This window comes from Shewanella submarina (assembly GCF_042646185.1).
In the GTDB taxonomy this organism is placed as follows: domain Bacteria; phylum Pseudomonadota; class Gammaproteobacteria; order Enterobacterales; family Shewanellaceae; genus Shewanella; species Shewanella corallii.
Map to the genome: position 1 here is coordinate 781,865 of NZ_JBHRTD010000006.1, position 23,851 is coordinate 805,715.

Below are 23,851 nucleotides of genomic sequence, written 5' to 3' on the forward strand. Positions count from 1 at the left end.
CTGTATCTGCTCGGTATCAGTGAACAATCCAACATAGAACAGAAATATCAGTAGAGGCTGAATCTGAATTGGGCAGCCGCCGGGATTGAAAATCATGATGCTATCTGCCGTAAACCGGGCTCATTGCATGTATTAAACATTGTTTAACGCTTTTGCCGGGAAAGCGGCAGTTACCTGAGTTGAACATTAAAAACCCTCATAAAATCATCAATACAACCCCTTGTCTGTATCAGGCTGTATCCTTTATTAACTTTCGTTAATTACATCGGAATTCCCGATTTTGTGATGGCATCATCTGCAGGTAATTTATGGCCTGCTCACTTCCGAGCGTCGTCTAAAGAGGTTTCCCCATGGAGTTCCTGACTGATCCCCAAATTTGGGCCGGTCTTGTTACCCTGATTATTCTTGAGATTGTACTGGGTATCGACAACCTGGTATTTATCGCCATCCTGGTTAAAAAGCTGCCCCCACATCAGAGGGACAAAGCACGTACTATCGGTTTGACACTGGCGCTGCTGATGCGTCTGGGTCTGCTGAGCATCGTTTCCTGGCTGGTCACGCTTACTCAGCCCCTGTTCAGTATCGGTACGCTGACCTTCTCGTGGCGGGATATCATTCTGATTTCCGGTGGTCTGTTCCTGCTGGCCAAGGCCACTATGGAGCTGCACGAGCGTCTGGAAGGCGAAAGCCACCAGGCCAGTAAAACCAATGTGTATGCCAGTTTCGGTGTGATCATCGCCCAGATCCTGGCACTGGATGCTGTATTCAGCCTGGACTCCATTATTACTGCAGTAGGTATGGTGGATAACCTGACGGTGATGATGATTGCCGTAGTGGTTGCCATGATAGTGATGTTGGTGGGCTCCAAGTGGATTACCGACTTTGTGAATGCTCACCCTACGGTTGTGGTGCTGTGTTTGAGCTTCCTGCTGATGATTGGCTGTAGCCTGGTGGCCGAAGGTTTTGGTTTCCATATTCCAAAAGGCTATCTGTATGCCGCCATGGGCTTCTCGATTTTGATTGAGGCCTTTAACCAATTGATTCGCCGCAACAGCCTGAAAAGGGAAGAGCACACGCCGCTGCGTCAACGCACTACTGATGCCATTGTTAAACTCATGGGTGGCCGTATTGAGTTTGATGCCGATGAGCCTGTGACACCGGAAGGCTTGACGCCGGGCTTTGATGCCCATGAAAGAGAGATGGTGACAGGTGTACTGTCGCTGGCTGAACGGTCTGTGCGTACCCTGATGACGCCTCGCAATGAGATTTGCTGGCTGGATATTCAGGATGATGCCGATGCGCTTAAACAGGAGATCCGCACGAGTTCTCACCAGCTGTTCCCTGTGTGTAATGGCTCGCTGGATGAACTGCTGGGCGTAGTACGCAGTAAAGATATGTTGCTGGCTCTGGAGCAGGGCGAAGATATTCAGGCGCTGGCCCGCAGTCAACCGGCCATGGTGGTGCCTGACAGCATTACCGCCATGCGCTTGCTGCAGGGCTTCAGGTTGAACCGCACCAATCTGGCGATTCTGACCGATGAATTCGGCAGTGTGCAGGGACTGGTGACACTGCACGACTTGCTGGAATCCATTGTGGGTGAGTTCCCTGATGCCGATGAGCTGCCGGAGATTATCCAGACCGGAGACAGCTGGCAGGTTAAAGGCTGCACTGCGCTGCACGATCTGGAGCATAAGCTGGAGATCACAGGTCTGGTTGATCCTGAGGAAGAATACGTAACGGTCGCCGGTATGCTGTTGGCTGAGTTTGGATCTTTGCCCAAAGCCGGTGACAGCGTGGAGCGAGAAGGCTTCCGTTTCGAAGTGATACAGGTGGATGAACTCAGGATTCTGGAGGTTAGTATCCACAGACTGTAATCTGCAGTCAGTTGTCCAGCCCCCTGATTCAATATTATAAAAGGCCACAGGCGACAGTCGGTGGCCTTTTGTTTGGGGTCCACGCTTGCAATATCCGCCGCCATGACGTCAGGGGGCAACGGCTTTATCTCATAAGCTGTCGTCGTGAGCTGTTTGTACCATTGACGCCTGAATATACTAAAGGGCACAATGTTGCAAAATTTATAACAATAATAATGCGTTATGTATCATGGGCAGACCGTTTTAAGGTTGGCCAATCTACTGGCCAATGGCGGCTTTTGTGCCTCTGTGCGTCTGGGCAGTGAACGAAGCCGCGTCAACCTGATTGTCGATACTGGCAGTTCCACATTGGTGGTACATGAATCAGCTTATCGGGCCAGTATGGATAAATGTCTGACACCAACCAGCTGGGCTCAGGAAGTGAGGTATGGTATTGGGGGCTGGCTGGGGGCCGTGGTGCACACCAATATCACATTGGGTGATGGCGCGGATGTGAAATCCCTGACCATGCCAGATACGCCGCTGGCGCTGGTGCATATCGAGGAGGGGCATACCTTTCTGCGTGCCGATGGATTTTGGGGCCTGGCCTATCATGAGCTTAACCCCGGCTATGATATGGCGGCATACCTCACCAGCCACGGCGTTCAGCCTGCCAACACCTACCCCTGGCCGCAACCTTGGTTTTTTGGCAACCCGACTGAGCCCAGCTACAAACCACACTCTGGCAATACCTCTCAGTCTGATAACTCTGTTGATGAAAACCGAGGTTCAGTAGTTAAGCAGTTGGATGAGTTTCATCAACTCAAAAAAACTCTGCCACGGCAGGACATAGCCACCTGCTTTACCCTGATGCAGGCGCGTGGGCTGGTGGCCAATCGGTTTGCGCTGCTGACCCGTCGCTCCAGCATACATTTTGCTAAGCCCTCGTTAAGCCTAAGCGACGATTTTCAAATGCTTAAAGATGACCCCCTCAATCAGGGGCTGCTGGTGCTGGGGGAGCGTGAAGGCCAAAATCAGCTGATAGCCTCCGAGGTATTGCAGCGCACAGCATTTGAACACTTGCTCGACAGCGAAGTCCTCACCCAGGCACACGCCAGAACCCTTAAGGTGGTACACGACAGATATTACAACCTCAATTTAAAGGCGGTGCGCTGGCAAGGGGGGCAATCGATTGAGGTGGCGGATGCTGCAGCCGCTCATATTAACCGCGGCTCCAGCAATGCCATTCTGGACTCAGGTGCCAGCTTAATCAGTTTGCCTGAGGCGGTATTCGCGCCCCTGATGGCCCAGTTGTACCAACACCTACCGGGTGCAAAAACTATCTTGCCAGAACTGATTAAAGATATGCAGGCTGTGGTTGATGCTCAGCGCTCAGGTATTGATATCGCTGCACTGGCAGCCTTGAGCGATACTGAAAACCCCTTATCAGCTTGGCCTGTGTTGGAGTTTTTGTTTGAAGGTGTTGAGGCGGAGAAAGGCACTTCCGAAGCTGATAAATACGATAGCGACAGTTCATTGGTGTGTATCCAATGTGCCCCTGAAGAATACTGGCAGCTCAACTCACCGGCTTTTGGTAAGGCTGTGTTCAAATTGATGGGGCCCATTCCCAACTGGCCTGCTCAGGCGGTATTGGGTCTGCCTCTATTTAACGGATATTGCGTCGAATTTCGTCGCGACCTGGGTGAGCTCGGTCAGGTGAGGTTTATTCCTTTAAAGTCATCTTAATCGATACGGATAGAGTAAGAGAGTGGCAATAGCATGGATCAAATCATGACGACATCAGAGACCAACAGTCGATATTTTAATACGCCACGGCTGCTAATCCGTGCCATGGCAAAGCAGGATGAGGCACTGTTTTGTGAGCTATTTTGCTCTGAGCGGATCATGGCCAATATTGATGATACTTTTGGGTTGGACAGAGCAAAAAATGCGTTCAAATGCACCCTCAGAGAGTCCGATAAGCCAGATTCCAGCACACTGTGCTGGGTGATCAGCTATGGAGGTCAAGAAGTCGGCTTGGTGAGTTTAAACAATATCTGTACAGGCGCAGGAGCAGACGTTGGCATCATGCTGTTAAAAGTCGGGCAGGGCAATCAGCTTGCAGATGAAGCCATCGACTGGCTGGCAAAATATGCGTTTGGCGAGTTGGGTTTGAATTGTTTACATGCAGAGTTTACCGCTAAAAATTTAGCCACAAAAAGAATTACCAGGAAGTTCGGTTTCACTAACCCCCACCAACATCCTGAAAAGCGCGCTTGGCAACAGTGTATTCTTCAGAAACGTGATTTTAAGTCGATGTTTTAAAAGTGTTTAAAACTTGATAAATTCGCGTCAATTACAATCAAAAAGCCATGGCGAAATGTCAGGAAGTCTCACCTGTGTAGGCACAGGTATTTTACTGGGCGGGCATTTAAGCCCTTTGGCCCAAAGTCATATAGAGCAAGCGGATGTGGTCTTTTCTGGCATGTCCGATGGTTTTACTGAGCAGTGGGCGCTGGGCATGGCGGCAGATGTGCGCAGCCTGCAGTCCCTGTATGGCGAGGGAAAATCCCGCAATACCACCTATGATGACATGGTGAATGCCATGCTGGATGAGGTGCGACAGGGCAAAAAGGTGGTGGGCGCCTTTTATGGTCACCCGGGTATCTTTGCCAAGGCGTCACATCTGGCAGTCATCAAAGCCCGCCAAGAGGGCTTTGATGCGCAGATGATCCCGGGCATTTCAGCCGAAGCCTGTCTCTATGCCGATTTGGGGCTGGATCCGGGCAAAACCGGTTGCCAGCATTTTGAAACCACCCAGCTGATGCTGTATCAGCGCCGCATCGACCCCAGTGCTTTACTGATTTTATGGCAACCTGCATTGGCAGGGGATTTGGCCATGGGCATTCGCACTACCGGCCGCGCCGAGCGTCAGCTGTTGGTGGAGCTGTTAAGTCAGGACTATCCGCTGGATCACGAGTGTATTCTGTATGAAGCCGCCACCACGGCGCTGCATGACACCCGTATGGAGCGCATTGTGTTAAGCGAGCTGCCCTTTGCCCGGCTTGAGCTGCACACCACGCTGGTGTTGCCGCCAAGCCAGAGACTTAAGCCGAATCAAGGCATGCGTGAGCAGCTGCAGGCGCTGGCTGTACGCAGCGAGTTTGAGCGTCAAAAGGATAACAGCGCCGAGCTTTTGCCGTTTTCGAAAAATACCGTCTCTTTATAAGACAAACCTGGAAATAACCAATTCTTACCACAACATAAGGAAGCCAAGACGCAACAAGTAATGGAACTACTGTCAAAAATGGGCGCAAACGCCACTCCGGCAGAGGTATCACTGGAAAGTCTGCCAGTTCACATCGCTGCCATGATTGAAGCCAAAGATGTGCAGGCGCTGAGCCGTGAACTCGATCTGGTGCCGGAAATTGTATGTGCTTTTTTCGTGCACGAAGATGAAGAAACCCAGGTTGACAGTGAGAGCGAAAAGGCTGCTGATGCGGCAGTAGCGGCCTGAACATCAGTTTTAGCTGCGCCATGCAAAGCTTTGCTGTTATGAACTTTGCTGGGCGCAGCTCACAGCCAGTCTCTTTTTCTGAGTCTGTTATAGAGTTGGTAACCGTGAATAATAATAACCATCACAATAAGGAAGTTAGTATGCATCAAGCCCTGGAAATATTGGCAAAACTGGGACGTAACGAGCCTGTGTCTTTGGATACGCTCCCTGCCCACATCGCCGCCATGATTGAGGCCAAAGATGTGCAAGCACTGAGCCGCGAGTTGGATCTGGTGCCGGATATTGTTTGTATGCTTCTACCTGCTGAAGATGAGAAAGAAGAGGAAGAGGAGCAAAAAGAAGCACCCGCAAAAGATGATTGGTCAGCTTGTGCTTAACGTTCTAATTAAGCTGGTAGCCGGGGTTTTCTTGGTTACCAGTAATATTTGCTTTGCAGAGGGTTATTACAATCTTTTAAAAGAGATTGATAGTCTGCGATCGATTGATCCTCTACTATTTTCTGAAAAATTTAGAGCGATTGGTGAACATAAATCAGAATTTGATCGTGAAGAGTCAGATTTTTATCGCTACCTAGAAGGTTATCATTTAGCTTATCGAGGACGATTGGCGGAAGCTTTATCCTTACAAAAACAACTTTCACAACAAGCTATTACAAAGGAAATGAGATTTAGGGCTTTGCTGACAGTCATTAATATCGAAGCTATTAACCAGAACTGGAATGGTGGACTTAAATCTTTGAATAAAGCTTTGGAGGTTTTGCCTGCCATAAGAGAACCAAAGCTCGAAGCTTTGGCTCTAGGAATTATCAGTGTTTTTTACAACCAGCTAGGGCAATATGAATTAGGACTTGAGTATAGTCGTCGTCTAAAAAATAGTTTTGATGACCCCCGAAGCCTTTGTATTGGCGAGTTACATCAATTTGAAGCATTGCTAAATCTTGCCTCTACAGAAAGCACATTGGCTAACTCCTATAAGAGTGCTTTGACTCTTTGCCAAAAGGCAGAAGAGAGATTACTAGAGTTGAATGCACATATTTTATTTGGGAGATTCCTTTTAGAGACGAAAAAAACTCCTCATTTAGCCGCTGAGTTATTTGCCTTACATTATCCTCAGGTAAATAAAGTTGGTTATGCGCCCGTGATCTTGGCGTATCAAAGTCTGCAGGCCAAGGCCTACTGGCAGTTGGGGATGAGCGAGCCAGCCTTTGAGTTGGCACAAGCGGTCAGTCAGTCCCCCGCGGCAGCCAATACCCTGGAGGCGCTTATTCGCGCCAATAAAGTGCTGTTTGATTATCACAGTGCCAACGGCAATAGTGAGGCTGCATTAGCCGCCTATATCAAGTATGCCGAGGCGGATAAAGCCTATCTGGATGAGGTAAAAACCAAAACCCTGGCGTTTCAGCTTGCTCAGCATCAGAGCATGGAGCAGCAAAATAAAATCAATTTGCTGGATGAAAAGAACAAAGTGCTGATGGTGCAGCGCCAGCTGGATAAGGTGGAGCAGTTTAACAGTCGGATTATGATCGTGGTGTTGTTTTGCGTGATATTAGGACTGGGCACCTGGGGTTGGAACTCGCTAAAGGCGCAACGCCGATTAAAACAGATGGCGGAATATGACAGCCTCACAGGGTTATTTAGTCGCGGCCACTTTTATAACTTGTCTGAGAGCGCCATAAGCCATGCGCTAAAGCTTGGGGCACCTGTGAGTTGTGTACTGTTCGACGTTGACCGATTTAAGGGGATCAATGATAAATATGGCCACAGCACAGGAGACTGGGCGCTCAAGCAGGTGGCGAAACAGTGTAGAAACCAGTTAAGAGAGTATGAGATTTTTGGCCGTATTGGCGGCGAGGAGTTTTGCCTGATATTGCCTGAATGTGATCTGGAAAGTGCATACTCGGTGGCAGAAAAGCTGAGGAAAACACTGGCAGAGAGCGACACCCTTGAATGCGGTTATCAGTTTGCTCTGACGGCGAGCTTTGGCGTCACTGAATCATTGTTTGCAGGCTACTCGTTGGACAATTTGTTGGCCCAGGCTGATAAGGCGATGTATAAGGCTAAACATAATGGCCGTAACCAGGTTCAGGTGTTTTGCCCGGCAAGTGACGTCGCAGGTACCAAGACGGCACCTCCCCAGGTCAGTCAAGCCACTTTGGAAGCCAGCTAGTGGTTGGCACGGGCTTTTTGGGGCCCTTACTGGTTTTTCTTTAGCGGGTCGATTGCAATCATTCAGAAGTAAACGCCCGGCATTGCCGGGCGTCGTTCTTTACCTCTCTTTGATGTTGAATTTGCATCCAAATTGGTTTACCGATGAAGCCGCTTGCTCATCCAGAGCTGAGTTCGCTCCAAAATATTCTCACCATCATTTAACCCGAAAGAGTAATTCAGTCGCCGCTTACGGTTCCGTATCTTGGGTGTAATCAACAGCGACTCAGGGCTAAGCCTATGACAGAAGATGATTTACGGGAGATTGAAGCCAGGCGAATTCTTGCAGAAATCGCCAGAGAGGAAGCGGAATTGAGGAAGCTGGAGTTGGAAACCCGGCTACTCGATTCGGAGGTAAATCAATCATTTTTCTTCAGCCGGAAATTCCTGAGACCTTTGGCTGCCGGTGTGTCTTTGGCGTTGATATTTGCGGCTTACATTCAGTATGTGTTTCTTCCCTCTCAGCTCAGCTTGAATCAAAAAATTGAAACCGCCGAATTCACACTGCAACAAAATACCGTCCGTCATGATGCTCAGGTAGCCAAACTTGAACTGATCACCACCCGAATAGAGGAAGACGCCAGGCGGGCAAAAAGCGAACTCGAACTGGCTGAAGTCAGGTTGAAAGAGGCTGGTGATCAAAATGGTATATTGCTCGGCCGTATCAAGGAATTAACCCTGAACTCAGGATCAGATCAGGCGCTGGAAAAGCTGGGAACCGAAGTGGAAGCCAGTGGCGAGAAAATTCAGGGGCAACTCGCCAGCATACAGGAGCAGAAGGTACAGCTTGAGATGCTGGAAGATACAGCCAAAGAAAAACGGCAGGTAGCCCAGGACTCAGAAGGTTGGATCTACATAGGCTACTTCCCCGGTGACCGCTGGCAATTCCGGACTATCGATATTGATCAGGGAGAACCGATTTCGGGCACTGAATATACGGTCAAAGAAAGTGTCAACCTCAGAACCAAATCACCTGTGTTTACCCTGTTGGGATACAGATACGGTGACTCCCTGGGTTTTCTCGTTCCTGGACAAAAAGTGGTTATTGAGGAAATTACTGAAGTTGGACTGAGTAAGATATGGGCCAGAGTCACCGTTGCTGACTGACTGTTTGGGCTGGTGGTACTCAGTCCAGCCCTGTATTCAATCTGCTTTTGAGGCTTTGCATGCCTGCAGTATCAGTTCGAAGAAGTTCGCGCCTTTGCGGCGGGTGAACTGAATATTGCGCTCAGGAATGGATTCAGGATCTTTGTATTCAGCCAGGGCTGCTGCCAGTGCCGATTCGCGAATAATGTGCAATACAGGCAGCGGCGCGCGGTTGGTATAGTTGGCAGCATCTGACTCCTCTTCCCCTTCAAAGCAGTAATCCGGGTGGAAGCTGGCCAACTGGTATGTGCCTTCATAGCCCTGAGCCTGCAGCAATGCATTGGCGATATCCAGAAGATCCAGATAGTCATCAAATTGCTCAAACCCCTCCGGCAGAATAAACAGGCTGGTGTTTACCTGGGGATTGCTGTCCATAAATACGCACTCTTCCACCAGTGACATCAATACCGTCTCCAGATCGCTTGAATGTGCAACACAGTAGCGCATATTGTTCGCGTCCAGATCAGGACGGGCGAAAGGGCAGATGTTGTACTTCACAATGAAACTGCGCACCCAGTTGGCGATCTGCTGTTGGGCGACATCAGCCGCTGATTTGGATTGAGGGGCGTTCATAAGTTACTCCGGCAGGATAATCGGAACGATGGAAAGTACCAGCAGGCTGGCCATCAACAGATTGAATCTGCGTTGTCTGTGGGGGGCGTTGAGAAAACGCTTGAGCGATAATCCCAGACCCAGCCAGAGCAGGGCGGTAGGGACACCGATAAAAAAGAATACCGAACTGATTTTAAGAACCTGGGGAGTAAGAGGGTCATTCAGGCTGGTAAAAGCCCCCATGGCGCCAATGGCCATCACCCAGGCTTTGGGGTTTACCCATTGAAACGCCGCGGCCTGGAAGAAGCCCAAAGGCTCAGGACGATTGCGGGTTTCGATTTCGCTCCGACTTATCACCAGCCGATATGCCATATACAGCAGGTAGCAGATACCCAGAGTCTTAATGCTGGTGTGCATCAGCGGGAAGCGCTGAAACACTTCGCTGAGCCCCAGTCCCACAGCGAGTACCATGGAGGGAAACCCAATACAGATCCCTGAGATCAGCGGCAGGCTGCGACGAAACCCAAAGTTAACTCCTGAGCTCATCAGCAGAATATTATTGGGGCCGGGAGAAACAGCCGTGGTGAACACAAAGGTACACAGGGCGAGCAGCAGGTCCATTGGGTATGATTGGGCTCATTCAGCATTTTAAGGGACGCTAATTCTACCTATCCCTGTTGGCTTGTCACTCATTACCCTGCAAATTCAGTAATTCGGGGTGACGCAGGAATACATCCAGCCTGCGACGTTCGGCAAGGGTAAATCCGCTCGCGAGATAGTCAGCTAATATCAGATCGGCATCCTGAGTGTCAGCAAGTTGTTGCTGCAACTTAACCACGGCTTCCACCCTTTGCTGCCACTTCAGGTTTTGATGTTGAAAGTCCTGGAGTTTTTGCTGCTGCTCAAAGGTCAAATCGGCAGGTGCTTGCTGACCAGACAAGGATTCTGTCAGGGCCAGTGCTTGTACCGAAGGTAACAGAATCTCTCTGTCTTGCTCAGGTAGACTGTCCAGCTGCTGTTTAAGGCTTGATGCATCATGGCCCGCTTGTGCCGTCATGCGTGCCAGAGCCTGCTGATCATAACGGTTGGCATCACCAAAGAAGGCGGCTATTTCCGGGTCAGAGAAAAATTCGAACTGGAGAGCGTGGGCCCGGCGCAAAAAGCTGCGGGTATCATCAGCGCTGAGCAGGCTTTCAGTGTTCACTCCCTGTTTGAGTTCAGCAACTGCCATCAGGTATTGGCGGTAGCGGCTGAACAAGTCCATGAGATTCAACTCTGCATCGTCACTGAGATTAAGGCTTAAGGCCAGTTCACCCAGCAGTTTAGGGAGTTTGGTGTCGTCGCCATCTGCTGAATGGATCAGGTCATCAAACTGCCATTTCAATTGTTCATTTAACACCAGCGGGTTACCGGGTTGTTGTTGGGAGTCTGGCTGGGTGGTTTCCATCGCAGGTTTGGGCAGGGCAGTTACGGATGAAGTTACTCTAACCCCCGAATCTGCATCCGTTAAAGCCGGCGGTGGGGTTTGCTGCCTGGTAGAAAGTCCGAGCCAGATAAGCAGCAACAGGACAACAGCAGCCGCAATCCACCAGGGTTTGTACTGCCAAATATCAGAGGATTTGGGCTGCTGCATCATAGTTATCGCTCCTTACCGCTTGTGTTTACAGGCCGTGCTGGGCCAGACGATTGGCATGCTGCCGGAACAGGGTCAAAGGGTTGGTCTCAAACCAGCTGACAAGACCAAATACCTGATTCACTTCATCCATATGATTCATGCGGTAGTTATTGCGGATAACCTGCCCAAGATGGGTACTGCAGCTGGCAACCAAACCATCGTTGGGTTCATTGAAAACCAGTGCCGTCAGGCTCAATGGGTAATCGGACAGATCAAAGCCATTGGTAAATACGCCGGAGCCGGACCAGGAGAAGTAGGCAACGCCATTGACCCATTTACGTCCCTGACCGCAGTAGGAGGCAGGCATGCCTTCAGGGTACCTCTGGTTGAAAGCGACTGAGCCTCTGGTGGTGAGTGACTCTGCCATCGCCAGGGCGTCCTGAGGTGTTGCCGGGTTACCGGAAAGAGTGGCTATGGCTCTCGCCAGACCTTCCATACCGATACGTACCATCCACTCGGTCCAGGAGTCCGGGCGAATATGGCCTCGCAGGAAATCGGCAAAACGACTGCCCCAGTTGACACCGCCAATGGAGGTCACAGACGCCACCATCTCAGGGCTGACACTGGCGACATATCTGGCGGTTGGGCCACCGTGACTGTGGCCGATAATATTGACCTTACTGGCGCCAGAGTGGGCCAGCACGCCTTGAATGTACTGTCTTAACTGTTCACCCCTGACTTCGGTACTGTTGGCCTGGGAGACCTGAGCTACATAGACCTTTGCACCCATGGCGCGCAGGGTTTGCGGTACCCGGTAAAAGTAATCTATGCCCAGAAGGGCATCAAATCCATAAATGCCGTGGACGAGCACGATAGGGTGCTGGGGGGCGGCTGCCTGAGCCTGTGGAGTTAAGGTTAGTGTGAGCAGCAGGGCTGCAAACAGGGATTTTGCGGGATTGAGTTTATTGCTGAGCTTGTTGGCAAAATTCACTGATTTGTCCTCTTTGGATTGTTTTTGGACGCTGAGCCTTATTGGCACGTGAAGCACCATCGCAACCAGAGGTCTATCAAGCCACACTGCAATGACTGGTTGTAACGGTTGTATCCAGCAGTAAAGCAATTCCTTTATGGCTGCAATGCCCTGACATTACAGTGGCCTGGAGTTTTGCCTTATCCGGAAATTGTTTTAAACGCAGGTATGAATATTTTTCTATGGCTGTAAATCAGTTGAGACTGAATCTAAATTTGCCTTATATCAATTGGTTGTTTTTAGAACAATTTGGAATTAAGACAGAGAAATCTCAATGGATTCAAAAGGAAATATCAGGTCTAACCAGGAGGGAACGTCATAACTAATTCAAAAGTATGGTATTTACTGTTTATTGGCTATTTGAGGATAAAGTATTCGATATAGGTGAAGCGAAAAGAACCTACTTTCCTGATTATTCATAGAACAAAACACGGGAATCGATTCCAAGCGTGTCATTCTAATCGAGTGATAGGGCTATCGTGGCAGTTATGTATTTTTGTTGTTCACTAACGACCGCAGAGTTTGTCAATAATGTTTACAGTTCATTGTATTCAATCAGCGCTGGCTTGCTTTTCTTTTGCGCATCCATATGTGTTTTGTGCCCTGGCTCAAACTGTTTTGATAAGTGTGGCTTGATCCTGAGGAAGGGCTGAGGAATGCTGCCTCGATTATTGCCCTACTGCAGAGAAAACAATGAAAGAAGCCGTACATCATCAGGGTTTGACCACAGAGTTCTGGACTCCTGAGCTGTGTTATATCGTTGAGCATTCAAATTCCGACAATGACCCTGAAGCCTCTATTGCCCGTGCGCGGGTTGAACCGGGCGTGACGACCCGCTGGCATATCGTGCGCGATATTACTGAGCGTTATTACATTCAGGAAGGCAAGGGATTGGTGGAAATTGGTGATATGGCGCCGGTGGAAGTTAACCCGGGTGACGTGGTCGTGATCCCGCCATCCTGTCCCCAAAGGATCACCAATACAGGTGATTGCGATCTGATCTTCCTGGCGATCTGCACCCCAAGATTCCTGGTCGAAGCCTACGAAGATATTGAAGAGCAGATGGCTGCGCGCTGAAACAGACCAACTACTAAATGAAATTGGCATAACACAGATTTGAACAGTATTAAAAAGCCCCACAGGCTATGCCGTGCGGGGCTTTTTTGTCTCTATTTAATCGGCTTAATCGTGCTGAATCGTCACGTCGTAAGAGGTGTACTTACGAATATTGATTACCCCGGTATCAAAAATCAGGTACTGGCCTTTAATGCCCATCAATACGCCACCGGCGATAGGATCTTTGTCCAGGTTGAATGATTTCACCTTGGTTGGGAAGGTCTCAACCGGGTAGCCGATCTCCTGGCTGCCGGTATCCAGTACTTCAATGGCATCCGGGCCTTCTTCGGCGGCCAGCTCATCCAGACGTGATTGGATTTGCGGCAACAGCTGTTTGGCTTGTTCCTGCAGATCCATATCATCGGCGTTGCCCTTGAGCATCGCCTGCCAGTTGGTTTTATCTTTGATCAGTTTGGCCAGCTCAATTTCCACCTTACCGGACAAGCGACGGTTAGCCACCTTGAGGATTGGCAGGCCCTGGGTAGCACCCTGATCTATCCAACGGGTCGGGATCTGGGTGTGGCGGGTAATGCCCACCTTAATGCCAGAGGTGTTGGACAGGTAAACATAGTGGGGCACAAAGCAGTGACTCTCGGCCCACTCAGGCTCGCGGCAGGTACCAGCATCGAAGTGACAGGTCTCTGGCTTCATAATGCACATGTCGCAGCTCGCCAGCTTTTGCATGCACACATAGCAGTGCCCCTGGGAGTAGCTTTTCCTGGTCTTTTTACCACAGTTGCAGCAGTAGATATTGCCGGAGTGGATAATCGACAGCGACTTGCCGATCAAAGGATTGAGTGCCAGCTCTTCATCGCCAACCGGCAGTCGATACTGAACTTGCGCCTGGTCATCCAGACTGGCGCGCATCTTGGAAAGGGTTCCTTGCATATTGCTCACTCTCGGTATTTACAGAGCCCATCGAATGCGGGCCTTTTCAATGTCTTGGGAGTGTACCAGAGTTAGTCCATCAGCTATGAACGCTTTTATCGATTAAGAGTACCGACTGTCTTAGTGGAAACACTGCAGGATTAATCGGTATTAATCCTTTTGTGTGCTACCTATTTGGGAGAATAGCGCTGGCAAAAAGGAGGCGTAGAATAGCTGCATATTTCACCACCCCATCTTATGCACTATGACCCAAAAGCCCGATAGAATCACCGCAATGCAGCAGATTATCGATGCGGTAAAGCAGGAGTTTCCTCTGTATGAGGAGGATACTTTTGTATGTGGTCCGGATAACTCTTGTATAGGTTGCCCCAAAAAATTGATGGAGATGGTGGACTCTGAACTCAGCTACTGGCAGCACAGTATCAACAGAGGCATTGCTCCGGGCTTTGATGACCTTAACCGTTTTGGCAAAATGTGCCGAAATGTCCGCAGGGCTCTGGTTAGAAATGGCAGATTGGCCGCATAAACCCGGTGACTATCACTGTGTAGTTAGACTTTTGTTGGTACGACCTCTACAGCTTAATGCTTTAGGGTGATTGGCAATTGTTATCTTTGTGTTAAGTTTGCAGCGATTTTACATTGGCCGTCGTTCGGTTTGGGGGTTGCTGACTCCTGCTGATGCCTGCCATCCAAATAAATACAAAGGAGTCGCTATGGAATATTACATCGGGGCGTGGAAAAAGTTTGCTGAGTTCAGTGGCCGGGCCCGTCGTAAAGAGTATTGGATGTTTGTGCTGATTAACGTCATTGTCTCTGCTGTACTTGGCTTTGTTGATGGACTGCTGGGCATGATGTTGCTGGCTAATCTTTATTCTCTGGCAGTACTAATCCCTTCTTTGGCCATTGGTGCCCGTCGTCTGCATGATACTGGTCGCAGTGGCTGGTGGCAGTTGCTGTGGCTTGTTCCTGTTGTTGGCTGGATTGTAATAATCGTGTTCCTGGTCCAGGACAGCCATGATGAAAATGATTATGGCGCCAACCCCAAGATGGCATAATCATGCCTGATTAAATAACAAAAGGAGGCATTGGCCTCCTTTTTTGTTCCTGAGTAATTTGGTTTTAGATTTTATCCAGCACTACATCATCACCCAGCTCATACAAAGATTGGCGCAGGGCTTCTTCCTGTTCTTCATTGGCCATTCCCAGGCCTAAATTTGCTTTAAACAGCGGAACCCCGGTATGACCTGCGGCATCATACTGGCTGCTGAATTGCTCGATATTAATGCCAAGTTTGTTGATTTTATTCGAAATATCCAGTACTAATCCCGCCCGGTCATAGGCGACAAACTGAAAGTCGCTACGGTATTGTGGGGTTGGGCCTGCAGAAATCTTACTGTGGGTCATTGTCAGACCATCGATACACTCAAGGTTTTCCTGCAAGGCGTCCCATTTCAGGGCAGGTACTTCAACGACCATCATGGCGGCAAAGGTGCCGTCTATATGTCGCATCTCAGAATCCAGCCAGTTGCCCCCGTGACGACTGACCGCGTGTGCCAGTTGTTCAACCAATCCTTGTCTGTCAGGTGCTTGCAAAGTGATGAGGTATCGCAGCATAGAGGTACTCCTGTGGCGAAATCATGCGCTATGTAACAATGCTGTCATATTGACGTCATATACTTCCGGCCACAACTAAAAAGGATTGAATCCGGGCTGGGGCCGCTGAGGAATAGTGGTAACACAGCAATGGCTGTAAGCCCAGAAAAAAGCGATGAAAATCATTAATCAGAACGTTTGCTGATACCTAAACACAGAGGTAATGAATGGAACAAAGTTTGCCAGGGGCTGCCCATTCCATCTTGAAGGCAGGTCACAGAACCAGCCGCAGGGCATTCACCGACAAAGCTACTGCCGTAGGAGTCACCGTAGGTGGCATCATGGTATTTGTGGCCTTGCTGTTGATCTTTTTCTACCTCTTGTACGTGGTAAAGCCGATTTTTGACAGTGCCGAAGTCGAGCCTGTGACTGAGGTCAGCTATCAGCAAACCCAATCAAAGGCCTTGATGGTTGGTAGTGATGAGCAAAATGAAATTCTCTACCGGGTAGCCGACTCCGGTCTGGTGGAGTTTTTCCGGGCTGTCGATGGCAAATCACTGGGCGAGTTCAAGCCAACGCTTCCTGCTGGTGTGACTGTCACCAGTGCAGCAGTGGCAACGGCTGCTGAGCAGAAATATGCTTTGGGGCTGAGTGATGGCTCAGTACTCCTGGTTAAGGTCGATTTTGGTGTGACCTACCCGGACAACGTACGTTTGATTACGCCAAGGCTCAGATATCCGGAAGGGCAGCAGCCAATGGCCGTGACCAAAGATGGCTCAGAGGTTAGGGACCTCTCCTTTGGCTATGCCAGCGACAAGATGACATTCAGTTACCGTGACAACAATGGTAACTGGGCTATCACCCGTATGAGTGGTGAGGAGAACATGCTGACTGAAGAGGTTGAGTGGGTCAGCGAGCATGAGACGATTCCGGATACTCCCAGGCAGGTGACTCAGCAACTGATGACGCCTGATCAGAGACAACTGCTGCTGCACAGTGGTAACCGAATTTTTGTTTACGATATTCGTTATCTGGACGAAATCAGCCTGATGCAGGTGATTGAGGTTACTGAGCCAAACACCAGTATTACCAATATCAGTCTGCTGGCAGGGGCCAGTTCTATTCTGGTCAGCTTTGATGATGGTCGGGTCGCCCAATACTTCCAGGTCGCCAGCGACAAAGGGCGTTTGTACCGTGAAATACGCGACTTCAACGCCGGTGGTCAGGTTGCTGCCATCGCCCCTGAATTCTTCCGCAAGAGCTTTGTTACCATCACCCCGGAAGGTGAATTGTCGCTGCACTACACCACCAGTGAGCGCGACCTGTTCGATAAAACTTTCGATCTGAAAGACACCAAAATAATGGGTTTCAGTCCCCGTGCCAGCGCGTTGGTAGTGGATGCGGGCGAAAAACTGCATCTGTTCAGGGTTGAGAATGATCACCCTGAAGTTTCCTGGAGCGCACTGTGGCAGAAGGTCTGGTATGAAGGCTACCCTGAGCCTCAATATGTATGGCAGTCCACCTCAGGTTCAGATGACTTTGAAGCCAAGTTAAGCCTGATGCCTCTGGTGTTCGGCACCATGAAGGCAGCCTTCTACGCCATGCTGTTTGCTGTGCCTCTGGCCATCGCCGGGGCAGTCTATACCGCCTACTTTATGTCTCCTAAGGTGCGGGGCTTTGTTAAGCCAACGGTTGAGATTATGGAAGCGCTGCCGACTGTGATTCTGGGCTTCCTGGCTGGTTTGTGGCTGGCCCCGCTGGTGGAGGAAAACCTGCCGGGTATGGCGCTCTTGCTGATATTGCTGCCGCTGACCATATTGGCGACCGCTGTGATTTGGCAGGTGCTGCCGGCAGCCATCAAACTCAAGCTGCCAGAAGAGTTTAAAGAGTTGTTCCTGGTGCCGATTTTGTGTCTGGTGGGCTGGGCGGCATTTGAATTCAGTCTTGTGCTGGAACTCTGGCTGTTTGACGGTGACACCCGTCAATACATTACCAATGAATTGGGAATCACTTTTGACCAGAGAAACGCGCTGGTTGTGGGTATCGCCATGGGCTTTGCCGTTATCCCGACCATCTTCTCCATTGCCGAAGACGCAGTGTTTTCTGTGCCTCGTCATCTTTCCAATGGCTCGCTGGCACTGGGTGCTACCCCCTGGCAAACCCTGACCCGTGTTGTGTTGCTCACTGCCAGCCCGGGTATCTTCTCCGCTGTGATGATGGGCCTTGGCCGCGCGGTAGGGGAGACCATGATTGTGCTTATGGCTACAGGCAATACGCCGATTATGGAGTGGAGCGTATTTGAGGGCATGCGTACCCTGGCCGCCAATATCGCGGTAGAAATGCCTGAGTCCGCCATTGGCAGTACCCATTATCGGGTGCTCTTCCTGGCGGCATTCGTGCTGTTTGTATTCACCTTCTGCTTTAACACCCTGGCAGAGGTGGTGAGACAGCGTCTTCGTGAACGTTACAGTTCACTGTAAGTAACAACGAATAACAACTCGATTTCGAGGTTAAGGAAATGGGCAATGAATAAGTGGTTTAAGTCTGGCTCTCCCTGGATTTGGATGACAGGGGGCGCTGTCAGTCTGAGTTTGATTGCGGTATTGGGTTTGTTGCTGCTGATCGCCTGGCGTGGACTGAGCTACTTCTGGCCAGCTGAAGTCTATGAGTGGCAACTGCGTGACAGCTCTGGTAGCGAGTCCACTCTGATTGGCCAGTTGTATGATAGAGAGCAAGTGCCTACGGCGCGTCTGGAATCCGCCGGTTACGAGTTCAACCCTTATCCCGGGGAGTTCGTTACCCGTTACCTGGTCAAGACAGGTAACCGGGAGTTTGTTGGCCTGGACTTCCGCTGGGTGCTTGGTACCGACATTGTCAGTGAAAGTTTGCCCAAAGATCTGGCCGTATTTGAACGTACCAAAAATGGTAACTTTTATGGCTATCCGGTCGCTGTGATTGAAGATGGTAAGCGATTGCCCGCTGACAACCTCAGGGTGATGCTGGAGGAGCATGTTCAGCGTGCAGTTGACCTGAATGACGACGCCATGACGTTGCAGAAGCAGGATATCGGCTCCATCAATTATGAGCTGGAACGTCTGCGCCTGAAAGAGCGTGGTTACGAGTTGGATGATGAGCTGACTGATACCCGCAAAACTGAGCTGGAGCTTGCCAGACAGGCGCTGAACGATAAATACAAAGTGCTTGAGACCGAACTGTTTGCATTGCGCGAGGCTGCTGGGCGCGACGGCGTGGTTGTGCGTGATATGCGTGGCCAGGAAGTTACCCTGAACCTGTCTCAGGTGCTGGACGTGACCTATCCAAACGATATGGGGCTGATGACCAAAGTGGGTCACTGGTTTAAGAGCGTTGGCGGTTTCATCATAGACGACCCAAGGGAAGCCAACACTGAAGGCGGCGTATTCCCGGCTATTTTCGGTACCGTATTTATGGTGATGCTGATGGCGGTGATTGTGACCCCATTCGGTGTCATCGCAGCCATTTATCTGCACGAATATGCGAAGAAAGGCCCGGTGACCAAGATGATCCGCATTGCGGTGATTAACTTGGCCGGTGTGCCTTCTATCGTTTATGGGGTATTTGGTCTGGGTTTCTTCGTCTATATGTTGGGCGGCTCCCTTGACCAACTGTTTTACCCTGAAGCGCTGCCGGCACCAACCTTTGGTTCGCCCGGTGTTATCTGGTCAGCCTTAACCCTGGCAATTTTGACCCTGCCTGTGGTGATAGTGTCTACCGAAGAGGGCTTGTCCCGCATTCCAAGTGCGGTGCGTCAGGGCAGTTTGGCACTGGGCGCCACCAAGGCAGAAACCCTGTGGCGTATTGTTATCCCTATGGCCAGCCCGGCGATTATGACAGGTTTGATTCTGGCGGTGGCCCGTGCTGCCGGTGAGGTAGCCCCTTTGATGTTGGTGGGCGTAGTGAAACTGGCACCGACACTGCCGATTGATATGAACTTTCCCTTTGTGCACCTTGAACGCAAGTTCATGCACCTGGGTTTCCATATTTACGACGTGGGTTTCCAGAGCCCCAATGTAGAAGCGGCACGCCCCTTGGTTTATGCCACCTCATTCTTGCTGGTGACTGTGATTGTTGCACTGAACCTGACAGCAATCAGCGTGCGTAACCACTTGCGGGAAAAATTCCGCTCTCTGGAACACTAATAACAGCCGTATTCTCAAGTGATGGTAGAGCAAATGATTTCAATAGATACTCAAGCAATTAACACCGACGCAAGGGACCTGAGTAACCTGGCTCCGGCAGAGACAGCATTGGAAATTCGCAATCTGGATCTGAAATATGGCGATAAGCAGGCGCTGTTTGACGTTTCCATGCTGATCCCAAAGAATCAGGTGACCGCATTTATCGGGCCTTCCGGCTGCGGTAAATCCACGTTGCTGCGTTGCATTAACCGTATGAATGACCTGGTTGATCACTGCCATATTTCCGGTGAGATCCTGCTGCAGGGACAAAATATCTATGACAAGAGCGTTGATGTCGCCGCCCTGCGTCGTAACGTCGGTATGGTATTCCAGCGTCCCAATCCTTTCCCGAAATCCATTTATGAAAACGTAGTCTATGGCCTGCGTCTGCAGGGCATTAACGACCGTCGCAAACTGGATGAAGCCTGTGAGCGCTCACTGCGCGGCGCGGCTATCTGGGACGAGGTGAAAGACCGTCTCCATGACAATGCCTTCGGTCTCTCCGGTGGTCAGCAGCAGCGTCTGGTGATTGCCCGCGCTATTGCCATTGAGCCTGAAGTGCTGCTGCTTGATGAGCCAACATCGGCACTGGATCCCATTTCAACTCTGACGATTGAAGAGCTGATCTCGGAGCTCAAAGCCAAATACACAGTGGTGATTGTGACCCACAACATGCAGCAGGCGGCCCGGGTTTCGGATCAGACTGCCTTTATGTATATGGGTGAACTGGTGGAATATGCTGATACCAACACCATATTTACCACGCCGAAGGAAAGACGGACTGAGGACTACATCACAGGTCGTTACGGCTGATTGCCGACGGGTGGGCTGATGTCTGGCCGCTTTCAATAATCTGGAGTAGATTAAGCAAAAGGTTTAAGCGTCAATGGAAAATATGAATCTTAACAAACACATCTCTGGGCAGTTCAGTGCTGAGCTGGAAGATATTCGTAACCGGGTCCTGGCTATGGGCGGTCTGGTTGAACGTCAGCTGGAGCAGGCGTTGGATGCCTTGGGCAGCCTGGATGCTGAATTGGCTCAGAAAGTGATTGAGGGTGACCACAAGGTTAATGGTATGGAAGTCGCCATTGATGAAGAGTGTACCCGCATTATTGCCAAGCGGCAGCCAGCGGCCAGTGATTTGCGTCTGATTATCGCCATCACTAAAACCATTGCTGATCTTGAGCGTATCGGCGACTCCTGTGTTCGTATTGCCAAAGCTGCTGTTGAGAAGCGCGCTAATAATCAGCGTCCACTCCTGGTCAGCATTGAGAATATGGGACGCCATGCAACTCGCACCTTGCACAACACCCTGGACACTCTGGCCCGTATGGACGCCGAGGCAGCGTTTGAGCTGCATAAACAGGACGCAGTCCTGGACAAAGAGTATGAGGGCATTATTCGTCAGTTGATGACCTATATGATGGAAGACCCACGCTCGATTCCTGAGGTGCTGGATGTACTCTGGGCAGCGCGGGCAGTTGAGCGTGTTGGTGACCGTTGTAAGAACATCTGTGAGTACGTGATTTACTATGTGAAGGGTAAAGACGTGCGTCATACCTCTTACGAGGATATGGAACGGGATATTCGGGACTGATTTGTTTCAAAGCCTAAAAAGGAGCCGTTTGGCTCCTTTTTAATTGGCCTGGCAATAACCCGGGTTATCACCCGAACCGGTGATTGTTTGTTCAATTGCCATGGGGTAGCCTAATGTTTTGATTTATATCGACGTAATTTGTCTGACAAGGAGGTTTTATGAAATACGTAATGTCTGCTTTTGCCCTGCTGGCGCTGACGGCCTGCCAAAGTACAGGTTCATCGGATAACCCGGAATACGCAGGGCTGACAATGACAGACGGTGAGATGAGCAAAGCAAAGTGGCGCCAGTTGGAGCGTTATGAGCCTATTTATCCTAAGTCGGATGCCAAGAATAGACGCGTTGGTTGTGCGACGCTTGAGTATGTCATCACCCCAGACTATCAGGTTCAGAATATTGAGGTGATTGATGCGTCCCGTAGCTCCTTTGCTAATGCGGCGCGCAAGAGTATTCGTAAATGGAGTTGGCAGCAGGTACCAACAGGTAACTTGCAACAGCCGATCAAGACCCGCACCCGGTTTGAGTTTTGTATCAATGACGGTAGTGGTAACTGCGCTAATGAAAAGCTTCTGAACAATAGCCAGTGCTCGGGTACTGATGTGATTTCAGTCGTGGGGACGCTTATCAGAGCAAGCTAAACGCCAGCAGTGAAGTAAAACAGCTAAAATAAAAAAGGGGCCAACCGGCCCCTTTTCAAATTTTTCTCTATCTACCTATTGGGCGCTGACATTCATCTGCCCAGGGTGAGTAATAGATTACTTTTTCGCTGGCCTTGGCTCGCTTATCAGTCCCTTCAACAGGGACAGGGTTGCGACCAGCAGAACCAGGGTAAACGGCAGACCTGTTGTTACCGCCATCGCCTGAGCTGCAGCCAAACCACCACCCAGCATCAGGGCAATGGCCACCAGGCCTGCAAAGCTGCACCAGAAGATACGCTGAGGCATAGGCGCGTCCACCTTGCCGCCGGCAGCAATGGTATCAATTACCAGAGAGCCTGAGTCGGCTGAGGTGATGAAGAACACCACGATCAGGATAATACCCACGAAAGAGGTGATTTCAGCCAGCGGCATCACATCCAGCATAGCGAACAGTTTAAGCGGCAGATCTGCGTCAAATACGGCTTTGTAACCATCATTCACATACTGGCTGATAGCTGTTCCGCCGAATGCTGTCATCCACAATACACACACAGTGGACGGGATCAGGATTACACAGGTAATGAATTCGCGCACGCTGCGGCCACGGGATACCCGGGCGATAAACATACCCACAAATGGTGACCAGGAGATCCACCAGGCCCAGTAGAATGCTGTCCAACCCTGAGAGTAGTTCAAGTCTTCACGGCCAAATGGCATAGACAGAGAAGGCAGATATTCAAGGTATGACACGATATTGTGGAAGAAACCGCTCAGAATCGCTGCGGTTGGACCCACAACAATCACGAACAGCAGCAGCAAGGCTGCCAGCCCCATGTTAATTTCAGACAGGCGCTTTACACCACTGTCCAGACCGGCAATCACAGAGACCAGCGCCAGCGAGGTGATGATAACGATCAGCACGACCTGAGTCGTTTCTGTCACTGGGATACCGAACAGGAAGTTCAGACCAGTGGCCGCCTGAGAGGCACCGTAACCCAGAGAGGTCGCCAGACCAAACACGGTCGCGACAACCGCCAGAATATCAATGATATGACCTGTCCAACCCCATACACGCTCACCAAACAGCGGGTAGAAGATAGAGCGCATGGTCAGTGGCAGGCCCTTGTTAAAGGAGAAGATTGCCAAGCCCAGTGCCAGCAGGGCGTAGATAGACCAGGGGTGCAGTGCCCAGTGATAAATGGTGGCAGCCATACCCAGAGCCTGAGCAGTGGCGTTGTCACCTACCGCGCCATCCAGCGGTGCCCAGTCGGTACGTACCCCATTTTCCATGGTCACGCCGCCCAGAGCTGCACTGAAGTGGGACATAGGCTCGGATACACCGAAGAACACCAGGCCAATACCCATGCCAGCAGCAAACAGCATCGCCAGCCAACCGGCGTAGCTGTAATCCGGGGTCGCTTCAGTCCCCCCAATACGCACACGGCCCAGCGGGGTAACAATCAGTGCCAGACAAACCACCACGAAGATGTTGCCGGCAGACATAAAGAACCAGTCCATATTGGACACCAGCCAACCACGGAGACCGGAGAAGAAAGGTTCCACACTTTCACGAAATGCCAGGGTAAGCACCACGAAAAGCACAACCGACAAGCCAGAGATGGCAAAAACCCGGTTGTGAATGTCGAGTCCAAGAGGACCGACTTTCAGGGCAATATTGTCCTGCCCGATTTGGTAATCAGTATCAATTGCCTTGACCTTGCCGTCAGGGCGTTGAATACCGCCATTGTTATTGTCGCTCACGTTTAACTCCTCAAAGACGTGATCAAAAAAAAAGCCAATCCTGAAATCATTGGGAACTGTGTCGCAGTTTCGCAGGCTATTCTGCTTGATTGTTATCAGTGCGGAACGGAAACGTTGGAGGTTT

Annotated in this window: 23 protein-coding genes; 16 read left to right on the top strand and 7 right to left on the bottom strand. The window is 50.4% G+C overall.

All coding sequences use genetic code 11. The annotated features are described in order from the left end of the window. Positions 1-350: 350 nt before the first annotated feature. The 8 genes from ACFOE0_RS06440 to ACFOE0_RS06475 all read left to right on the top strand — a co-directional run bounded on the left by ACFOE0_RS06440 (position 351) and on the right by ACFOE0_RS06475 (position 8,681). Positions 351-1,874: a TerC family protein gene (locus ACFOE0_RS06440; protein ID WP_248934960.1), complete on the top strand. Its 1,524-nt coding sequence runs from the start codon at positions 351-353 to the stop codon at positions 1,872-1,874. Positions 1,875-2,123: 249 nt separating this feature from the next. Further along, a complete protein-coding gene (locus ACFOE0_RS06445) occupies positions 2,124-3,599 on the top strand; it encodes a peptidase A1 (RefSeq protein WP_248934959.1) in 1,476 nt (491 codons plus the stop codon). 33 nt (positions 3,600-3,632) lie between these two features. Then, complete coding sequence (locus ACFOE0_RS06450) at positions 3,633-4,178, top strand: GNAT family N-acetyltransferase (protein ID WP_248934958.1); 546 nt, start codon at positions 3,633-3,635, stop codon at positions 4,176-4,178. Between the two features lie 55 nt (positions 4,179-4,233). Further along, positions 4,234-5,082, top strand: coding sequence for an SAM-dependent methyltransferase (locus tag ACFOE0_RS06455; protein WP_248934957.1), 849 nt, complete (start codon positions 4,234-4,236; stop codon positions 5,080-5,082). Positions 5,083-5,142: 60 nt separating this feature from the next. After that, positions 5,143-5,370, top strand: coding sequence for a hypothetical protein (locus tag ACFOE0_RS06460; RefSeq protein WP_248934956.1), 228 nt, complete (start codon positions 5,143-5,145; stop codon positions 5,368-5,370). Positions 5,371-5,510: 140 nt separating this feature from the next. Then, positions 5,511-5,747 carry a hypothetical protein gene (locus ACFOE0_RS06465; protein ID WP_248934955.1) on the top strand — a complete coding sequence of 79 codons (237 nt, stop codon included), beginning with the start codon at positions 5,511-5,513 and terminating at the stop codon, positions 5,745-5,747. A gap of 31 nt (positions 5,748-5,778) precedes the next feature. Continuing rightward, a complete protein-coding gene (locus ACFOE0_RS06470; RefSeq protein ID WP_248934954.1) occupies positions 5,779-7,536 on the top strand; it encodes a sensor domain-containing diguanylate cyclase in 1,758 nt (585 codons plus the stop codon). 278 nt (positions 7,537-7,814) lie between these two features. Beyond that, the gene (locus tag ACFOE0_RS06475; RefSeq protein WP_248934953.1) at positions 7,815-8,681 is read left to right on the top strand and encodes a hypothetical protein; all 867 of its coding nucleotides are present in this window, start codon (positions 7,815-7,817) and stop codon (positions 8,679-8,681) included. 36 nt (positions 8,682-8,717) lie between these two features. Here ACFOE0_RS06475 and ACFOE0_RS06480 read toward each other — a convergent pair whose 3' ends face one another. The 4 genes from ACFOE0_RS06480 to ACFOE0_RS06495 form a co-directional block, all read right to left on the bottom strand. After that, a complete protein-coding gene (locus ACFOE0_RS06480; RefSeq protein WP_248934952.1) occupies positions 8,718-9,293 on the bottom strand; it encodes a DUF1415 domain-containing protein in 576 nt (191 codons plus the stop codon). 3 nt (positions 9,294-9,296) lie between these two features. Then, positions 9,297-9,893 (bottom strand): LysE family translocator, encoded by a 597-nt coding sequence (locus tag ACFOE0_RS06485; protein WP_248934951.1) that lies wholly within the window; start codon positions 9,891-9,893, stop codon positions 9,297-9,299. A gap of 64 nt (positions 9,894-9,957) precedes the next feature. After that, positions 9,958-10,908, bottom strand: a complete 951-nt coding sequence (locus ACFOE0_RS06490) for a lipase chaperone (protein ID WP_248934950.1) — start codon at positions 10,906-10,908, stop codon at positions 9,958-9,960. 25 nt (positions 10,909-10,933) lie between these two features. Beyond that, positions 10,934-11,878: an esterase/lipase family protein gene (locus tag ACFOE0_RS06495; RefSeq protein ID WP_248934949.1), complete on the bottom strand. Its 945-nt coding sequence runs from the start codon at positions 11,876-11,878 to the stop codon at positions 10,934-10,936. Between the two features lie 732 nt (positions 11,879-12,610). Between ACFOE0_RS06495 and ACFOE0_RS06500 the strand changes: the two genes are divergently transcribed. After that, positions 12,611-12,994: a cupin domain-containing protein gene (locus ACFOE0_RS06500; protein WP_248934948.1), complete on the top strand. Its 384-nt coding sequence runs from the start codon at positions 12,611-12,613 to the stop codon at positions 12,992-12,994. Positions 12,995-13,099: 105 nt separating this feature from the next. Here the strand turns inward: ACFOE0_RS06500 and ACFOE0_RS06505 are convergent, their stop codons facing one another. After that, entirely contained in the window at positions 13,100-13,921 is an 822-nt protein-coding gene (locus tag ACFOE0_RS06505; RefSeq protein WP_248934947.1) for a DUF2797 domain-containing protein, read from the bottom strand. A gap of 274 nt (positions 13,922-14,195) precedes the next feature. Here ACFOE0_RS06505 and ACFOE0_RS06510 point away from each other — a divergent pair, with 274 nt between their 5' ends. After that, on the top strand, positions 14,196-14,447 hold the full coding sequence (locus ACFOE0_RS06510; RefSeq protein WP_346347853.1) for a hypothetical protein: 252 nt from the start codon (positions 14,196-14,198) through the stop codon (positions 14,445-14,447). Between the two features lie 187 nt (positions 14,448-14,634). Further along, entirely contained in the window at positions 14,635-14,976 is a 342-nt protein-coding gene (locus ACFOE0_RS06515; RefSeq protein WP_248934945.1) for a DUF805 domain-containing protein, read from the top strand. Positions 14,977-15,040: 64 nt separating this feature from the next. Here ACFOE0_RS06515 and ACFOE0_RS06520 read toward each other — a convergent pair whose 3' ends face one another. After that, a complete protein-coding gene (locus tag ACFOE0_RS06520; protein ID WP_248934944.1) occupies positions 15,041-15,535 on the bottom strand; it encodes a glycine cleavage system protein R in 495 nt (164 codons plus the stop codon). A 206-nt stretch (positions 15,536-15,741) separates the two neighbouring features. Here ACFOE0_RS06520 and ACFOE0_RS06525 point away from each other — a divergent pair, with 206 nt between their 5' ends. The 5 genes from ACFOE0_RS06525 to ACFOE0_RS06545 all read left to right on the top strand — a co-directional run bounded on the left by ACFOE0_RS06525 (position 15,742) and on the right by ACFOE0_RS06545 (position 21,966). Further along, on the top strand, positions 15,742-17,994 hold the full coding sequence (locus ACFOE0_RS06525) for an ABC transporter permease subunit (RefSeq protein ID WP_248934943.1): 2,253 nt from the start codon (positions 15,742-15,744) through the stop codon (positions 17,992-17,994). A gap of 45 nt (positions 17,995-18,039) precedes the next feature. Then, on the top strand, positions 18,040-19,692 hold the full coding sequence (gene pstA, locus ACFOE0_RS06530) for a phosphate ABC transporter permease PstA (protein ID WP_248934942.1): 1,653 nt from the start codon (positions 18,040-18,042) through the stop codon (positions 19,690-19,692). Between the two features lie 33 nt (positions 19,693-19,725). Beyond that, positions 19,726-20,544 carry a phosphate ABC transporter ATP-binding protein PstB gene (pstB, locus tag ACFOE0_RS06535; RefSeq protein ID WP_248934941.1) on the top strand — a complete coding sequence of 273 codons (819 nt, stop codon included), beginning with the start codon at positions 19,726-19,728 and terminating at the stop codon, positions 20,542-20,544. A 73-nt stretch (positions 20,545-20,617) separates the two neighbouring features. Continuing rightward, on the top strand, positions 20,618-21,328 hold the full coding sequence (gene phoU, locus ACFOE0_RS06540) for a phosphate signaling complex protein PhoU (protein WP_248934940.1): 711 nt from the start codon (positions 20,618-20,620) through the stop codon (positions 21,326-21,328). 158 nt (positions 21,329-21,486) lie between these two features. After that, a complete protein-coding gene (locus ACFOE0_RS06545) occupies positions 21,487-21,966 on the top strand; it encodes an energy transducer TonB (protein WP_248934939.1) in 480 nt (159 codons plus the stop codon). 117 nt (positions 21,967-22,083) lie between these two features. Here the strand turns inward: ACFOE0_RS06545 and ACFOE0_RS06550 are convergent, their stop codons facing one another. Continuing rightward, complete coding sequence (locus tag ACFOE0_RS06550; RefSeq protein ID WP_248934938.1) at positions 22,084-23,727, bottom strand: BCCT family transporter; 1,644 nt, start codon at positions 23,725-23,727, stop codon at positions 22,084-22,086. Positions 23,728-23,851 lie beyond the last annotated feature (124 nt).

Bases quoted from the DNA above. Each gene is read 5' to 3' on its own strand.
- ACFOE0_RS06440 (WP_248934960.1), top strand. From the start codon at position 351: ATGGAGTTCCTGACTGATCCCCAAATTTGGGCCGGTCTTGTTACCCTG.
- ACFOE0_RS06450 (WP_248934958.1), top strand. From the start codon at position 3,633: ATGGATCAAATCATGACGACATCAGAGACCAACAGTCGATATTTTAAT.
- ACFOE0_RS06455 (WP_248934957.1), top strand. From the start codon at position 4,234: ATGTCAGGAAGTCTCACCTGTGTAGGCACAGGTATTTTACTGGGCGGG.
- ACFOE0_RS06460 (WP_248934956.1), top strand. From the start codon at position 5,143: ATGGAACTACTGTCAAAAATGGGCGCAAACGCCACTCCGGCAGAGGTA.
- ACFOE0_RS06465 (WP_248934955.1), top strand. From the start codon at position 5,511: ATGCATCAAGCCCTGGAAATATTGGCAAAACTGGGACGTAACGAGCCT.
- ACFOE0_RS06475 (WP_248934953.1), top strand. From the start codon at position 7,815: ATGACAGAAGATGATTTACGGGAGATTGAAGCCAGGCGAATTCTTGCA.
- ACFOE0_RS06480 (WP_248934952.1), bottom strand. From the start codon at position 9,293: ATGAACGCCCCTCAATCCAAATCAGCGGCTGATGTCGCCCAACAGCAG.
- ACFOE0_RS06485 (WP_248934951.1), bottom strand. From the start codon at position 9,893: ATGGACCTGCTGCTCGCCCTGTGTACCTTTGTGTTCACCACGGCTGTT.
- ACFOE0_RS06490 (WP_248934950.1), bottom strand. From the start codon at position 10,908: ATGATGCAGCAGCCCAAATCCTCTGATATTTGGCAGTACAAACCCTGG.
- ACFOE0_RS06500 (WP_248934948.1), top strand. From the start codon at position 12,611: ATGAAAGAAGCCGTACATCATCAGGGTTTGACCACAGAGTTCTGGACT.
- ACFOE0_RS06505 (WP_248934947.1), bottom strand. From the start codon at position 13,921: ATGCAAGGAACCCTTTCCAAGATGCGCGCCAGTCTGGATGACCAGGCG.
- ACFOE0_RS06510 (WP_346347853.1), top strand. From the start codon at position 14,196: ATGCAGCAGATTATCGATGCGGTAAAGCAGGAGTTTCCTCTGTATGAG.
- ACFOE0_RS06515 (WP_248934945.1), top strand. From the start codon at position 14,635: ATGGAATATTACATCGGGGCGTGGAAAAAGTTTGCTGAGTTCAGTGGC.
- ACFOE0_RS06520 (WP_248934944.1), bottom strand. From the start codon at position 15,535: ATGCTGCGATACCTCATCACTTTGCAAGCACCTGACAGACAAGGATTG.
- ACFOE0_RS06525 (WP_248934943.1), top strand. From the start codon at position 15,742: ATGGAACAAAGTTTGCCAGGGGCTGCCCATTCCATCTTGAAGGCAGGT.
- pstA (WP_248934942.1), top strand. From the start codon at position 18,040: ATGAATAAGTGGTTTAAGTCTGGCTCTCCCTGGATTTGGATGACAGGG.
- pstB (WP_248934941.1), top strand. From the start codon at position 19,726: ATGATTTCAATAGATACTCAAGCAATTAACACCGACGCAAGGGACCTG.
- phoU (WP_248934940.1), top strand. From the start codon at position 20,618: ATGGAAAATATGAATCTTAACAAACACATCTCTGGGCAGTTCAGTGCT.
- ACFOE0_RS06545 (WP_248934939.1), top strand. From the start codon at position 21,487: ATGAAATACGTAATGTCTGCTTTTGCCCTGCTGGCGCTGACGGCCTGC.